This window comes from Amycolatopsis sp., assembly GCF_025464955.1.
GTDB lineage: Bacteria > Actinomycetota > Actinomycetes > Mycobacteriales > Pseudonocardiaceae > Amycolatopsis.
Genome location: NZ_JAODNM010000051.1, coordinates 61,234 through 75,434, shown reverse-complemented (window position 1 = coordinate 75,434; position 14,201 = coordinate 61,234). Strand labels below are relative to the sequence as shown.

Annotated in this window: 13 protein-coding genes; 8 read left to right on the top strand and 5 right to left on the bottom strand. The window is 70.1% G+C overall.

Going from position 1 to position 14,201, the window contains the following annotated elements:
* Nucleotides 1-162: 162 nt before the first annotated feature.
* Nucleotides 163-939, bottom strand: coding sequence for a hypothetical protein (locus tag JWQ81_RS10985; RefSeq protein WP_297540274.1), 777 nt, complete (start codon nucleotides 937-939; stop codon nucleotides 163-165).
* Nucleotides 940-1,087: 148 nt separating this feature from the next.
* Here JWQ81_RS10985 and JWQ81_RS10980 point away from each other — a divergent pair, with 148 nt between their 5' ends.
* Nucleotides 1,088-2,038, top strand: a complete 951-nt coding sequence (locus JWQ81_RS10980) for a threonine/serine dehydratase (protein ID WP_297540272.1) — start codon at nucleotides 1,088-1,090, stop codon at nucleotides 2,036-2,038.
* On the opposite strand, the gene JWQ81_RS10975 is transcribed toward JWQ81_RS10980, so the two are convergent.
* On the bottom strand, nucleotides 2,028-3,533 hold the full coding sequence (locus JWQ81_RS10975) for an MFS transporter (RefSeq protein WP_297540270.1): 1,506 nt from the start codon (nucleotides 3,531-3,533) through the stop codon (nucleotides 2,028-2,030). The genes JWQ81_RS10980 and JWQ81_RS10975 overlap by 11 nt on opposite strands.
* A gap of 26 nt (nucleotides 3,534-3,559) precedes the next feature.
* On the bottom strand, nucleotides 3,560-4,315 hold the full coding sequence (locus JWQ81_RS10970; protein ID WP_297540268.1) for a GntR family transcriptional regulator: 756 nt from the start codon (nucleotides 4,313-4,315) through the stop codon (nucleotides 3,560-3,562).
* Nucleotides 4,316-4,448: 133 nt separating this feature from the next.
* Here JWQ81_RS10970 and JWQ81_RS10965 point away from each other — a divergent pair, with 133 nt between their 5' ends.
* Both JWQ81_RS10965 and JWQ81_RS10960 read left to right on the top strand, forming a co-directional pair.
* Nucleotides 4,449-5,504 (top strand): SIS domain-containing protein, encoded by a 1,056-nt coding sequence (locus JWQ81_RS10965; RefSeq protein ID WP_297540266.1) that lies wholly within the window; start codon nucleotides 4,449-4,451, stop codon nucleotides 5,502-5,504.
* A 5-nt stretch (nucleotides 5,505-5,509) separates the two neighbouring features.
* A complete protein-coding gene (locus tag JWQ81_RS10960; RefSeq protein ID WP_297540264.1) occupies nucleotides 5,510-6,472 on the top strand; it encodes an N-acetylglucosamine kinase in 963 nt (320 codons plus the stop codon).
* A 64-nt stretch (nucleotides 6,473-6,536) separates the two neighbouring features.
* On the opposite strand, the gene JWQ81_RS10955 is transcribed toward JWQ81_RS10960, so the two are convergent.
* Nucleotides 6,537-7,196 carry a DUF3159 domain-containing protein gene (locus tag JWQ81_RS10955; protein ID WP_297540262.1) on the bottom strand — a complete coding sequence of 220 codons (660 nt, stop codon included), beginning with the start codon at nucleotides 7,194-7,196 and terminating at the stop codon, nucleotides 6,537-6,539.
* Nucleotides 7,197-7,465: 269 nt separating this feature from the next.
* On the opposite strand from JWQ81_RS10955, the gene JWQ81_RS10950 reads away from it, so the two are divergent.
* The 5 genes from JWQ81_RS10950 to JWQ81_RS10930 all read left to right on the top strand — a co-directional run bounded on the left by JWQ81_RS10950 (nucleotide 7,466) and on the right by JWQ81_RS10930 (nucleotide 11,019).
* On the top strand, nucleotides 7,466-8,290 hold the full coding sequence (locus JWQ81_RS10950) for an SGNH/GDSL hydrolase family protein (protein ID WP_297540260.1): 825 nt from the start codon (nucleotides 7,466-7,468) through the stop codon (nucleotides 8,288-8,290).
* Nucleotides 8,291-8,415: 125 nt separating this feature from the next.
* A complete protein-coding gene (locus tag JWQ81_RS10945) occupies nucleotides 8,416-9,150 on the top strand; it encodes an OmpA family protein (RefSeq protein WP_297540258.1) in 735 nt (244 codons plus the stop codon).
* 4 nt (nucleotides 9,151-9,154) lie between these two features.
* Nucleotides 9,155-9,526, top strand: coding sequence for a hypothetical protein (locus tag JWQ81_RS10940; protein ID WP_297540256.1), 372 nt, complete (start codon nucleotides 9,155-9,157; stop codon nucleotides 9,524-9,526).
* 135 nt (nucleotides 9,527-9,661) lie between these two features.
* Nucleotides 9,662-10,138 carry a hypothetical protein gene (locus tag JWQ81_RS10935; RefSeq protein WP_297540254.1) on the top strand — a complete coding sequence of 159 codons (477 nt, stop codon included), beginning with the start codon at nucleotides 9,662-9,664 and terminating at the stop codon, nucleotides 10,136-10,138.
* Nucleotides 10,135-11,019, top strand: a complete 885-nt coding sequence (locus tag JWQ81_RS10930; RefSeq protein ID WP_297540252.1) for a hypothetical protein — start codon at nucleotides 10,135-10,137, stop codon at nucleotides 11,017-11,019. Before JWQ81_RS10935 ends, JWQ81_RS10930 begins: the two co-directional genes overlap by 4 nt.
* Nucleotides 11,020-11,357: 338 nt before the next feature.
* On the opposite strand, the gene JWQ81_RS10925 is transcribed toward JWQ81_RS10930, so the two are convergent.
* Nucleotides 11,358-14,183 carry a BTAD domain-containing putative transcriptional regulator gene (locus tag JWQ81_RS10925; RefSeq protein WP_297540250.1) on the bottom strand — a complete coding sequence of 942 codons (2,826 nt, stop codon included), beginning with the start codon at nucleotides 14,181-14,183 and terminating at the stop codon, nucleotides 11,358-11,360.
* Nucleotides 14,184-14,201 lie beyond the last annotated feature (18 nt).

Below are 14,201 nucleotides of genomic sequence, written 5' to 3'. Positions count from 1 at the left end.
CCGGACCAACCAGCACACCCGAGTCCATACCAGCGATCCAACAACACCTGCCCCGCCCAGCCACACCGCCACGCCGTGACCCGAACCAACCCCACCACCAAGATCAACTTAAGCTACGTGGCATTGGGTTAGAACGGGCCGGAACACTCACGAGCTGGCGCCTTATGTGGGGGTCGGGCCGCCGTCGGCGGGGGCGCTCGGGGTGGTGCTGGGAGCGCTGGGCGACGTCGGGCTGGTGGGCGAAGTCGGCGTCGTCGAGGGACTGCTCGGCGTCGTGGTCGGCGACGACGGGGTCGTCGTCGGGCTGCTCGGGGACGTCGTGTCGCTTGAGGTCTGACTCGACGACGGGGTGGACTCCGGGGTCGACGGGACGTTCTTGGAGGTCGACGCCGGTGCGCCACCGCCACCTCCACGGCCGGGCAGGCTGGGAGTACCACTGACCGCGCTGTTGACGGTGAACAGAACGGCGAGCGCTACCGCACAGGCGATCACGCTGGTGCCGACGATCAGGGGCCAGCGGAGTTTGCGCAGGGTCGACGTCGCGGACTCGTCTTCGGGTGGGGGCTGCTCGCCCGGCTTCGGCAGCTGGACGGTCGGCTGCTCCGCCAGGTTCAAGTGGACAATCTGCTGCTCCGCCAACTGCTGCTGAACGCGGCTCAGGCGCGCGCCACCGGGGACGGTCAGGGCCCGCGCGGCGGCGACCTTCGCACGCAGAGCGGCTTCGCGGGTCCGCTGCAGCGACCGCAGATAGACCTCGCCGCCGACGGTCGTGACGACGCTGGCGACCCCGGCGCCGAGCACCGTGCCAGCCACGCCGAGGGTGGACCCCAAGAGCGCGGCCGTGACCGCGGCGAGCGCCGCGGCCAGGATTTGCGCCACCCTGATTCCGGACTTGTCCTTCGCCGGCGGCGACGAAGTGTCTTCCTGCTCCTTGCTCATGATTCCGATCTGCTCTGTTTACGCTTCACCAGACTTCAACGAGTAAGGCGTCCGAGGTACTCCGCGCGTTGTCCCATCGTGAGGAGTACCACTCTCAGTGTCCATAAAGGACTTACCACGATTCGCGAATCCCTGACAAGATAAGCACATGAACCTCGTGACCATAGACGACATTCAGACGGCGGCAAAGCGCATCGAAGGGGTCGCGGTCCGTACTCCGCTGCTGCCCCAGCCGTGGGGTTCGCCGGCCGGACTATGGCTCAAACCCGAGAACCTGCAACAGATCGGCGCGTTCAAGGTACGCGGGGCATACAACGCGATCGCCGCACTGGACGAGGAGACGCGCACACGCGGGGTAGTCGCCTATTCGAGTGGTAACCATGCACAGGCCGTGGCGTACGCGGCGAAGCTGTTCGGCGTACCCGCCGTCATCGTCGTCCCGAACGTCACGCCGCGGATCAAGGTCGAAGCGACCCGCGCGCACGGCGCCGAGGTCGTCGAGGTACCGATCGCCGAGCGCGAGTCCGCGGCCTACGCGATCGTCGCCGAACGGAACCTGACCCTGATCCCGCCGTTCGATCACCCGGAAGTGATCGCCGGCCAGGGCACGATCGGCCTGGAAATCGCCCAGGACGCCCCGGACGTCGACGTCGTGCTGATCCCGGTCAGCGGCGGCGGACTCGCTTCCGGGATCGGTACCGCGATCAGGGCGCTGTGCCCGAACGCGAAGATTTACGGCGTCGAGCCCGAACTGGCGGCGGACACCGCGGAGGGCCTGCGCGCCGGTGCGCGGGTCGACTGGGCGATGGACCGCCGTGCCCGCACGATCGCCGACGGCCTGCGCTCACAGCCGTCCGAACTCACCTTCGCGCACCTACAGGCCGTGCTCGACGGGCTGCTCACGGTCACCGAGGACGAGATCCGCTCGGCCGTGCGCACGCTCGCGTTCAAGGCGCACCTCGTCGTCGAGCCGAGCGGCGCGGTCGCCACGGCGGCCTACCTGTTCCACGGCGACGAGCTGCCCGAGGGCAAGACGGTCTCGGTCGTCTCCGGCGGCAACCTCGACCCGGCGACGCTGGTGGAACTGCTCAGCCAGTAGTGGCGTGGGTGGGCCGTACGTGTGTCGGCGGCCCTTCCACCCCGCAGTGCAGGCACTGGCCCGGCGCCGGGTTCTCTGGCTTGCCTTCGGGGGTCCCCAGCACGCCGTTGTGGATGCCGAGCGCGATCACGCCGCCGGCCACGGCCAGCACCGCGCACACGACGAGCGACGTCTGCCAGCCCGACGTCAACGCCGTCGGATCGGTGTACGCCGCCCCGGTCAGCCCGGCGACCGCCGGCAGCACCGCGATCGCCAAAAGTCCACCCGATCGGGCGACAGCGTTGTTCACCCCGGAAGCCACGCCGACGTACCGGTCGGGGGCCGCCGCGAGCACCGTCGCGGTGACCGGCGCGACCACGATGGCCAACCCGAACCCGAACACGGCGACGCCGGGCAGCACCGCGCCGAAGTACGACGCTCCGGGCGTGACGCGCGTCAGCAGCAACATGCCGGCGCCGACCACGATCGGGCCGACGACCAGCTGGAGCTTGGGGCCGATGCGCTGCGCGAGCGCGCCGGAACGGCTGGAGAACAGCAGCATGATCACGGTCATCGGGAGCCCGGAGAGCCCCGCTTCGGTCGGCGAATAGTGCAGCGAGACCTGCAGCTGCATGACCTGCAGCATCATCACCCCGCCGAGCGCGGCGTACATCGCGAAGGTCAGCAGGTTGGCCAGGGTGAACGTCCGGTCGCGGAACAGCACCGGCGGAACGAGCGGATCGGCCGTGCGCTGCTGCATCCGCACGAACACAGCCATCAGCACCACCCCGAGGACGCCGCAGACCAGCACCAGCGGGTCGCCCATGCCGCGTCCCGGCGCCTCGACGAGCGCGGCGGTGACCCCTGCGAGCCCGAGCGCACCGACGGCGGCGGACACGAAGTCCGGATGCGCGCCACCGCTCTGCTCGTCGCTGGACTCGGGCACGAACCTGCGGGCCATCAGCACGCAGGCCACCGCGATCGGCACGTTGATCAGGAACGCCAGCCGCCACGACCAGACCTGCACCAGCAGCCCGCCCAGCAGCGGACCGGCCGCGGCCGCGATGCCGCCGAGCCCGGACCAGGCACCGATCGCCCGGCTCCGGTCCTCGCGGGTGAACGACGACTGCAGGATCGCGAGCGAGCCCGGCGTCAGCAGCGCGCCGCCGATGCCCTGCAGGATACGAGTCGCGACGAGCATCTCGGTCGACACCGCCGCGGCGCACAGCGCGGACGCGGCCCCGAACCAGACGACACCGATCACGAACATGCGGCGGCGGCCGTAGCGGTCACCGAGGGAACCCGCGACGAGGATCAGCGCGGCGAGCGCGAGAAGGTAGCCGTCGAGGATCCACTGCAGCCCCGACACCGAGGCGTGCAGCTCCTCGCCGATCCGGGGCAGCGCGACGTTGACGATCGTGCCGTCGAGCATCGCCATGCCGGAGCCGAGGATGGTGGTCGCCAGCACCCCGCGGGCCACCGGCGTCCCCCACTTGATGCCTACCGCTGAGCTCACGCGCCCTGTCCCCTCCCGTTCAGGGCTTAAGGATGCAGGGTGGTGACGAACTTGTAGCGGTCGCCACGGTAGATCGACCGGACGAACTCGACCGGCTTGCCGTCGGTGGCGAAGGAGTGCCGCGAAAGCAGCAGCATCGGCATGCCGACGTCGGCGCCGAGGAGCTCGGCCTCCTGCGGGCCTGCAAGCGCTGTCTCGATCGTCTCCTCGGCACGTTCCATCGCGACGCCGTAGTGCTCGCGTAGGACGGCGTACAACGAGCCACCCGCCGAGACGTGCTTACGCAGTCCGCGGAATCGCGCCAGCGGCAGGTGTGTTGTCTCGAGCGCCATCGGTTCGGCATCGGCCAACCGCAGCCGCCGAAGGCGAAGAATTTTCGCACCCAGCCGGATTCCGAGCAGTTTCGCCAGGTCGGCCTCGGCCGGGAGTTCCTCGATCTCAAGCAGTTTCGACGATGGCTCGCGCCCCTGCGCTCGAATGTCCTCCGTGTACGACGAAAGCTGCAACCGCTGCGCCAGCTTGGGTTCGGCCGCGAAAGTTCCCTTGCCCTGGACCCGATGGAGGCGCCCCTCCGCGGTCAAGTCAGCAAGCGCTTGCCTGACCGTGGTGCGAGAAACCGTGAACTCCCCGGCGAGTGCCCGTTCCGTGGGAATGGGCGAGCCCGGGGGCAACGCGTCGAGCAGATCGAGCAGGTGCTGCTTGAGCGCCCAGTACTTCGGCTCCCGCTGGCCGCGTATCCCGGCCCCCGCACTCGCCTCTCCGGCTGTGGATGTACCCAACATGTCCGACTCCCTCAAGCTTTCCCACTAAACGCGCGACCGGCCCGGTAGGAAACGTACTCTTCACCACGGAGGGCCCGCGCGCGGTAACATTGGTCTAGACCTTACCGAGGGGCAGCTGCCCCCGACCGAGAGGATGAAGATGTCCGTTCCCGAACAGGTGCCCGGCGAGCACATGGCAGCCGAGATCTCGCAGGAGCCTTCGGTGCTCGCGAGCATCGTCGAACGCCAATCGGAGTTCGCCGACGTGGCCGAGGCTATCGCCAAACGGCCGCCGCGTTTCGTCCTCCTCGCCGCCCGTGGTTCGAGCGACCATGCGGCCATCTACGCGAAGTACCTGATCGAGGTACTGCTCGGCCTCCCCGCCGGACTGGTGTCCCCATCCACCGCCACGCTATACGGTGCACGGCCTGACCTGCGGGATGTCCTGTTCCTGACGGTGAGCCAGAGTGGCGGATCGCCCGACCTCATCGAGATCACCGAGATCGCCCGCAGCCAGGGCGCGCTGACCGTGTCGGTGTCCAACACCCAGTCGTCCCCGCTCGCCGCGGCCGCCGAACTGTCGGTCGACATCGGCGCCGGCATCGAGAAGGCGGTCGCCGCGACCAAGACCTACGCGGCCACGCTGCTCTCCCTCTACCTCCTCGTCGACGCCGTCCGCGGTGGCAAGGGAGCGGACGCCCAGGGCATCGGCGAGCTTGCCCAGTCGACCCTCGATGGGTCCATCGAGGGGGTTCAACGCGCGGTGGATCGTTATCGCTTCGTTGACCACGTACTGACCACGGGCCGTGGCTACTCGTACCCGAGTGCGCTCGAAGGGGCCCTCAAGCTCGCCGAGACCAGCTACCTGGCAGCCCGCGCGTACAGCGGCGCCGACCTGCTGCACGGCCCCGTCGCGGCCGTCAACAGCGAGACCGCGGTGCTCGCGCTCACCAGCGCCGGCAAGGGCGGCGAGGCCATGCGCGGCGTGCTCGACGCCGTCAGCGGGCGCGGTGCCGACGTGCTCGCCATCGGTTCGGCCGCGGCCGACGTCCCGGCCGCGCTCCGGATCAACGTTGCCCAGACGGTCGAGGAGCTGGCGCCGATCCTGGAGATCCTGCCGATCCAGCGGCTCGCGCTGGGGCTGTCCCTGGCTCGCGGCGGCAACCCGGACAACCCGCGTGGCCTCCTGAAGGTCACCAAGACCCGGTGAACACCATGGACACTGCGGAGCATGTCGTCGGCGTCGACGCCGGTGGCACCTCCACGAGGGCGCTCGCGGTGGACGCCGCGGGCGCGGTGCTCGGGCGGGGCCGATCCGGCGGGGCCAACCCGAATTCGCACGTGCCGGAGGAAGCCGCCGCCCGGATTGCCGAGGCGATCACCGAGGCACTGACCGGGCTCGACCCGAGCCGGACGCGCGCTTGCGTGGTCGGCATGGCCGGCACGTCCAAGCTGACCGACCCCGCGATCGCGGCCGTGTTCGACCGGGCGTGGGAGCGGGCCGGGGTCGCGGGCGTGACCAGGGTCACCGCGGACGCCGAAGTGGCGTTCGCTTCGGCGACGTCGGCGGTGGACGGCACGGTGCTGATCGCCGGCACCGGGTCGATCGCCGGCCGGATCCGCAAGCACCGGCTGGTCTCGACTACCGGCGGGCACGGCTGGCTGCTGGGCGACGAAGGGTCCGCGTTCTGGCTCGGCCGGGAAGCCGTCCGGGCCACCTTGGCCACTTTGGACGGTCACGGCGAGCTCACCGGCCTCGCCGCGGACGTCCTGACCGAAGCGCTGGGAATGAGCGTCGCCGAGCTCGTCGACACCGACCGCATGACGACGTCCCACCGGCTCATCACGCTGGCCAACGCCGAGGCTCCGGTCCGGCTGGCCCGGTTCGCGCCGCTGGTCAGCGCGGCCGAGCGGGCGGGCGATCCGGTGGCGAAGCAGATCGTGCACCGGGCCGCCGACCTGCTCGTCGCCGGCACGCTGGCAGCTCGGGAGCCAGGCGAAGACACGCCGGTGGTGCTGGTGGGCAGCGTGCTCGGCGAGAACAGCCCAGTGAGCGCGCTGGTCCGAGCGGGATTATCCGGGCTCAACGTCCTCACCAGTTCGGACGGCGTCCTGGGCGCAGCCTGGCTCGCCGCAGTCGACGCTTTCGGCGAGAACGCATCACGACCTGTCGACTGAAAGCGCGTTCACCAGGTAACGTAAGTCGTGGCCCCCGGACCCTCCCCCCTCGCCGGGGGCCGCCTTACTTCTCCGGTTCCGCTTCGGGCTCGGTCAGCCGCAAGCCCGGATGGTCGTCGGGCAACGTGCGATACAGCACCCAGCCGCTGACGGCCACGGTCAGCGCGACGAGCGGCCACGAAAGCACCGTGCGGGCGATGCCCAGCACAACCACCTGCCCGGCCCACCACAGCAGGCCGTAGATGACCACCCGCAGCGCGTACTGCGCGACCCACACCCAGCTCGCCCGCGAGTAGGCCTTGACCAGCTCCGGGTCTCGGCGCCACCGCGTCTTCTGCCCGAGCAGCACCCCCACCACGACGCCGAGCAACGGCCAGCGGATCACGATGCTCGCCGCGAACAGCAGCGCGCTCGCCAGGTTGGACAGCAGCTGCAGCAGGAAGAAGTCCTCGGCCCGGCCGGTATGCAGGGCGATCAGCGCGGCCGCCACCACCGCGGCGAGGCTGACCACGACGGCGCGCACGCCCTGCCCTCTGACCAGCCGGAACACGCCGAGCACCACGGCCACCGCGATCGCGGCGCCGGCTCCCCAGGCCACCGACCGGCCGGCGATCAGCCAGCCGACGACGAACGCCGCCGGCGGCACACTGGCGTCCAACGCACCCCGTCGGCCGCCCAGGATCTCGGCGAGGGACTCGCGGGACGAACTGATTTTGTCAGACACATCGCCTAGCCTGCCCGAAAGCACACCAGCGGTGGCTACCGGCCGAGACGTTCGCCACACCGGCGCCGGGTTTCCGGTTCCGCCGGGGGAAAACGCAAGTCGACGTGGTGAAGCCCGCGTAATAAAGATGCGCGGGCAAGCGACGGAATAGGAGACTGGACCGACCGGTTGACGATCGGTAGCTGGAACCGGGATTGCGGGGGCCGGGCCGGTTGTTAGTTAGGGTGCACAAGTATTCACCCGGGGACGCGGCCGGAAGGGGAACCAGCGTGTACGGATACGAGAGCTTTGTGGCGATCGGCGACAGCTTCACGGAGGGCCTGAACGATCATCTGCCCGACGGGTCGTTCCGCGGCTGGGCCGACCGGCTGGCCGAGATCCTGGCTGGTGGGAGCCCCGATTTCCGGTACGCGAACGTGGCCCTGCGCGGGAAGATGCTGGCCGAGATCGTCGACGAGCAGGTGCCGATGGCGCTGGACATCAAGCCCGACGTCGTCACGCTGTGTGCCGGCGGCAACGACATCATCGTGCCGGGCGCCGACGTGGACGCCGTCGCGGAGAAGTTCGAGGCCGCCGTCGCGGCCCTGCGCGCCGAAGGAATCACGGTCGTGATTTTCAACGGCCCCGACACCAAGCAGCTGTCGGTCATGCACGTCCTGCGCGGCAAAGTGGGCATCTACAACGCGCACCTGTGGGCCATCGCGGAACGCCACGGCGCCCGGATGGTCGACCTGTGGGCGATGGAAGCCCTGCACGACCGCCGCGCCTGGAGCGACGACCGCCTGCACTTCACCCCTGAGGCCCACCGGCGCATCGCGTTGCGTACCGCGTCCGTACTCGGCGTCCCGATCGACGGCGACTGGCGCGAGCCGTGGCCCGAAAGCGCAGAACAGAGCACCTGGATCACCTCGCGGCGCTCGGACCTCGAGTGGACCAAGGTCCACCTGCTCCCGTGGATCCGCCGCCAGCTCAAGGGCGAGTCGATGGGCGACGGGTTGTCCCCGAAGAGGCCCGAGCTCGCCCCTTTCCTCCCGGCCCAGCCTCCGATCGTCGAGGAAGCCGTCATCCGGCAGGACAGCGCCACAGCTTCCTGACCCAGCGTGGCTCGTGAGTGTTCCGGCCGCCTTACTGTGCCCTGCGGGACACCCACTCCCGGGCGTGCCGGAACGCTCACGAGCCCAGCTCGCACAGTGGGGCCTGACGTCTTACAGTCCCAGGTATGTCCGGTGCACGTGTCTGGCTCCGCCTGCTTCCGCTGGCGGTGCTGGTCACGGCCGTATTGGCGGGGATAGCGATGTGGGCGTCCTCGGCCGGCATTTCGGACGACCTGGCGTCGCGGTCGCAGTCCGCGCTGCAGGCCGCCGGTCTGACCGGCGGCCAGGTCACCTTCCGCGGCCGGGACGCGACGCTGCACGGGTTCGCCGCGGACAAGACGAGCCAGGCCGAAGACGTCGTCCGCGGCGTCGAAGGAGTGCGAGTCGTGGCGGTGGGCGCGCCGGAAAGCACGCCGGCCGCGGCGGTGCCGTCCACGCCCAGCACGCCTCCGCCGTCGAGCAGCAGCGCTCCTCCGCCGACTTCGTCAGCACCGCCTTCTCCTGCCCCGGACAAACCGACGCTGCAGAAGCAGATCGACGCCGTGCTCGCCGCGTCGCCGATCACTTTCGAGCCCAACACCGCGAAGCTGACCCCGCAGGGCTCGCAGGCGGCAAAGCAGATCGCCGAGCTGATCAGCGTCGCGGCCGTGACCGCGCACTTCGACATCACCGGGCATGTCGCGCAAGGGCCGGGCAGCGAGTCGGCCGCGCTCAAGCTGTCGCGGGACCGCGCCCGCGCGGTGGCGAAACTACTGACCGCCGACGGGGTGCCGTCCAGGCGTATTACGTCGAAGGCGGCCGGCGGTACCCAATCAGGCACCGGAGACGGCGACCGGCGAGTCGAAATCACGGTGAGGTGAACGAATGCTCTGGCTCTTCGGGCAGATCTGGGTCTGGCTGCTGATCGCGTTCCTGCTGGGCGCCGCGGTGGCTACCGTGATCTTCACGGCGGTGAACCGCCGACGTCCCGGAGCCGAGCCCGACGGCTACGACGACGAACTCGGCCGGCCCGTCGACCAAACCCAGTACATCCCGGCGTCGGACTATGAGGAACCGTACGAAGACCCGCCCGCACCCGAATACCCGCCGCGTCCGCAGAACGACTGGCCCCCGGAAGACGTCGACGTCACCGGCCACCGCGAAGGCCACCTGCCGACCGTCGACCCGCAACCCGCTCCGCGCGACGACACCGACGAGCCGGCCTGGCCTTCGTCGTCCACGGACTGGCCCCGCTAGCTCCGAGGGACCACACCACCAACGGACGGCCTTACCCGGACGGCTGGTAGGTTCGGCTACGGATTGTGAGCGGGAACCTGGGCCCCGGTGAGCCGGCCTCGACAAGACACGCCTTGACCAAACAAGGGAGGCTGGATGGCGCTTCCGCACTGGACCGCGCAGAACGTTCTCCCCCCGGGTCCGCATCCGGCCGATCTGGCCGATGTCTATGAACGCCTGGTCTTCGACGCACCGCATCAGAACGAACGCGAGCTCCTCTTCAGCGCGCTAAACAGCTATCTGGGGGTGGCGATGCGGATCATCGCGTCCGGCCGCGCTTGGATCGGCGGGCAGCTGATCGTCCGCTCGCATGACGTTCCCCAGGGGCTCGACGTCGTCCTCATCCCGGACGAGTGGGGTGCGCTGAAACGGCTCGACGACAGCGGCCGGTCCGCGCTCTACGGGCTGTTGACGCTGCAGGGGGTCATCGTCGGGCAGCCCGCGATGTACCTGGACAAGATCCAGCCCGTCGGCGGCATGCTCGACGGGTTCATCTGCCGCCCCGGCGACGAAGAAACCTGGGAAGACGTCTGGGCCGAAGGCGGACGGGGCTATCCGGAGGTCGTCTGGTGAGAAGTGAGTTCCGCCGGATCGCCGAGGAGATCCCCGGCGGCACCTGGCTCGACGACCTCGCGCGGGCGTCGGCGATGGCCGCGCACGCCAAGTTCGAGCGCACCTCGCGCTCGCCGCTGCTGCAGGTGTCGCTCATCGGCGCCACCCACCTCGACGCGTACACGTTCTCCGACCTCAGCCGCGCCCTGCAGGACGCGACAGCGAAGATCGGCCACATCATCCGCAACCCCGCGGGCGAGGTGACGATCGTCCAGCCCGCCGACCGCGACAAGGCCCCGCTCATCCAGCGAGGCCAGGCCGGGAACGCGATCTTCTTCGGCTTCCCCGAGCCGGCAGCAGACGACGCGCTGATCTTCGACGGCCTCGAAACGCTGTCCGAGCGCGCGGTCAAGGAGCTGTGCGACTTCCTGCCCGCCAACGGTTCCGACGACGGCGCGCTCGACGCGGTGCTGCTCCAGCGCGACACCGTGCGCAACGCCGTCAGCGACATCGTCAACGCCGTCACCAAAAACGCGGGCATCGGGCTGTCGCTCACGCCGACGTCCGGTGAGCAGGTCGCGCGGAGCATGACCACCGAGCAGGCCCGGATCCTGAGCAGCAGCCTGCGGGAAACCCGGGACGCGGTCGGCTACGAAACGGTCAGCGGCCGGCTCGACGGCGTCCGCACCCGGCGACGGATCTTCTATCTGGAGCGGGAATCCGGCGGCACGATCCAGGGCGCGGTCGCGCCGGACCTGCTCGACCAGATCAAGGCCCACCTCGACCGTCCGGTCACCGCGCGGTTGCGAGTGGTCCGGACCACCACGATCGACGGCAGGCGCGGACGTCCCGTCCACGAACTCCTCGAGATCACCCCCGAAGTCAACCTCTTCGACCAATAAGTAACGATTCGTCCCGGCCACGCAAGTCGCCGTCGAGTTGCGGTCGTGGGTGTCCCCAACGATCGCAACTCGCCGTCGAGTTGCGATGGTTAGTGTGCACAAGTACCGCAAGTCGCCGTCGAGTTGCGGTGAGGGGGGCCTGGTAGTCCGGCCGGATCCCCCAGGATCGCACCAGCCGGACTACCCACGGGCCGCTCCTGGCGGCCCTGCCGAACGCGATCCGGCACATGGCAGGCGGGCCGGATCGCAGTGGGCTCGTCAAGACGCCTCTCCCCTGAGACTCGATCCGCACTGGTCTGGACATTACGCGGACCGACGTCGAGAGCACTAAGAATCCGCTAAGGGGTGCGGGACCCCAGTTCCCGCAGCTCGGCGCGGACTTCGTCGGCGAACTTCGGGTTCGCCAGCTCGTAGAGCCGCAAGGCCAGTTCAAAGTGTTCGCGGGCGCCTTCCGGATCGCCTTTCGCGAGCAGTGTCCGCGCCAGTGTGAGCCGCGAAACGCCTTCCTGCAACGTGAACTGCCGCGTAACCGTGATGTGGACGCTCTCGCGCGCGTACCGCTCGGCGGAGCTGAGCTCGCCGAGCCCGAGGTTCAGCTCGGCGAGATTGTTCAGCGACACCACGACGTAACTGTCGTCCCCGAGCTGCCTGTCGATCTCCAGCGACGCGAGCTGGTGCATGATCGCCTCGAACCGCCGCCCGGCCCGCTTTTCCGCCTCGGCGCAGTTGTTCAGTGCCTGCCCGCGCAACGCGAGGTCGCCCATGCGGTCGGTCTCCTCGACCGCGTCCCGCAGCTGGACGATCGCCTCGTCGTAGCGGCCCCAGAGGGTGAGCGCGCCGCCGAGGTGGATGGTGGCCGAGATGATCAGCCTGTCGTCGTCGAGCTCCTTCGCGATCTCCAACGCCTCCGAGGCGTCGGCGAGACTGCCTTCGGGCAGTTCGAACGTGAGCGCCAGCGCGCACCGCGAAATGAGCATCCAGCAGCGGGCGAGGTCGTCACCTGACCCCGTCGCGGCCGCCATCCCGATCTCGACCAGCCGGGTCCAGTCGTCCCACAGCGGGCACACGACCTGGTAGGTGTGCGCGACGCGGGCCAGCTGCCAGACCTCGGTGTACCGGCGAGCGGCCAACGCCGCTTCGAGCGTGGCCAGCAGGTTCGGCCACTCGGCGGCGAACCAGCGCCGTGCGCCGTCGAAGCCGTCGAGATCCGGCGAGAGCTCAGCAGGAAGCGAACCGGCGAAGTCCAGCGGGTCGACGATCCGCAGCAGCTTGCGGCGCGCCTGGTCGGCGACGGCCAAGTAGTACCGCATCGAGCTGCTGAGCGCGGCTTCGCGTTCGGCGTCGGTCAGCTCGGTCTCGGCAAGTTCCCGCAGGTAGAGGCGGACGAGGTCATGCTGGGTGAAGACGTCTCGGACGGTCTCGGCCAGCAGGTTGTGGGTGACGAGCGTGCGCAGCCGGCGCCGCGCCTCGCGGACCGTCGTGCCGGACAGCGCGGCGATCAACTGCGGCCCGACCGACCGGCTGGTGAGCGCGCCCAGCGTGCGAAACGTCGTGGCGACATCGGGTGGCAGGCCGCGGAACGACACGTCCAGCGCGGCCCGCACGCTGGTGTCGGCGCCGCCGGGGCCACCGGCGTCCCCGACGTCGAGCGCCGCCAGCCTGGTCCGCTCGTTGGTGAGCTCGTCGACCAGCTCCCCGGCCGTCCGCTGTGGACTGGCGGCGAGCCGCGCGCCGGCGATCCGGAGCGCGAGCGGCAGGTAGCCGCAGAGTTTCGCCAGCGCGTGGTTGAGGTCGCGGTCGGCCGGGCCGGTGAGCTCCTCGATCAGGCGCACCGAGTCCTCCGGGGACAGCGTGTCCAGCGCGCGCAGCCGCGCGGCGTTCGACACCGCGAGCCCGTCGAGCCGGGACCTGCTGGTCACCAACGCCATCGACCGGGAACCCGGCGGCAGCAGCGGCCTGGCCTGCTCGGCCGTTCGCGCGTCGTCCAGCAGCACCAGCATCCGACGGCCGGCGATCAGCGACCGGTACAGCGCGACGCGCTCGTGCAGTTGCTCCGGGACGTCCGCGGTGGGGACGCCGAGGCCGAGGAGGAACTGCGTGATGAGGTCCGCGGGTTCGAACGCGGGGTGGTGCGGGTCGAAGCCACGCAACGAAGCGAACAGCACCCCGTCCGGGAAGCGGTTGGCCGCCCGATGCGCCCACGAAACAACCAGCGCGCTCTTACCGATCCCAGCGGGCCCAGTGACGACCCCGACGGCACTCTGCCCGGCCTCGGCCCGTTCCAGCAGCTCGTCGAGCCAGGCCAGATCCGCTTCCCGGCCGGCCAGGTGCGGCACCGCGGGCGGCAGCTGCGCCGGCGCGACGGAAGCCGACAGGACCACGGCGTCGGCCGGGACGAGCGGCGGGAGGTCGTCGTTCAGCACCCGCAGCTGGAGGTGCCTGAGCTCGGGGCCGGGGTCCATCCCGAGCGCGTCCACCACCTGCCGGGAAACCCGCTGGTAGAGCTCGAGCGCATCGCTGCGCCGGCCCGCGTAGTACAGCGCGCGCATCAGCTGCCCGACCGTCCGCTCGGCCAACGGGTTCGCGCGCACCAGCGGACTCAGCTCGACGATCAACGCGCTGTGCCCGCCCTCGGCCAGGTCGGCGTCGACCCGGGCACCGTGCACGGCCAGGCGCAACTCTTCGAGTTCCGGGGCCCGCAACGATTCGGGCACTCCGGACAAGGGCGGACCCTGCCACAGCGAAAACGCCTGCCGCAGCAGGTCCGCACGCCGCGGGGAGGGCGCGGCGTTCGCGCGGTCGAGCAGGGTGCGCGCGCGGTTCACGTCGATCCGCTGCGGGTCGACGCTGAGCTGGTAGCCGGGCGGGGCGGTCAGGATCTGCGCATGGCCGGGGCCGCCGCCGGAGATCGACCGCAGGACCCGCCGCAGGTGCGACACGTTGCCGTGGACGATCGTCCTCGCCGTGGCGGGCGGGTCTTCGCTCCACAGCGCGTCGATGATGTCGTCCAGGCCGACGACCCGGTTCGGGGACAACGCCAGCAGCGCCAGCAGACCGCGGACGCCGGGCCCGCCGATCGGCACGGCCCGCTCGCCGTCGAACAACCGGACGGGCCCGAGCAGCTGGAAATACGCACCGGCGGAACCGCTGGCTGCCGTGCTCATCCCACCTCCCGCGCAGGT

Coding starts and splice junctions, on each gene's coding strand:
- JWQ81_RS10925 (WP_297540250.1), bottom strand. CDS start 14,183: ATGAGCACGGCAGCCAGCGGTTCCGCCGGTGCGTATTTCCAGCTGCTC.
- JWQ81_RS10960 (WP_297540264.1), top strand. CDS start 5,510: ATGGACACTGCGGAGCATGTCGTCGGCGTCGACGCCGGTGGCACCTCC.
- JWQ81_RS10985 (WP_297540274.1), bottom strand. CDS start 939: ATGAGCAAGGAGCAGGAAGACACTTCGTCGCCGCCGGCGAAGGACAAG.
- JWQ81_RS10945 (WP_297540258.1), top strand. CDS start 8,416: ATGTCCGGTGCACGTGTCTGGCTCCGCCTGCTTCCGCTGGCGGTGCTG.
- JWQ81_RS10940 (WP_297540256.1), top strand. CDS start 9,155: ATGCTCTGGCTCTTCGGGCAGATCTGGGTCTGGCTGCTGATCGCGTTC.
- JWQ81_RS10970 (WP_297540268.1), bottom strand. CDS start 4,315: ATGTTGGGTACATCCACAGCCGGAGAGGCGAGTGCGGGGGCCGGGATA.
- JWQ81_RS10965 (WP_297540266.1), top strand. CDS start 4,449: ATGAAGATGTCCGTTCCCGAACAGGTGCCCGGCGAGCACATGGCAGCC.
- JWQ81_RS10980 (WP_297540272.1), top strand. CDS start 1,088: ATGAACCTCGTGACCATAGACGACATTCAGACGGCGGCAAAGCGCATC.
- JWQ81_RS10935 (WP_297540254.1), top strand. CDS start 9,662: ATGGCGCTTCCGCACTGGACCGCGCAGAACGTTCTCCCCCCGGGTCCG.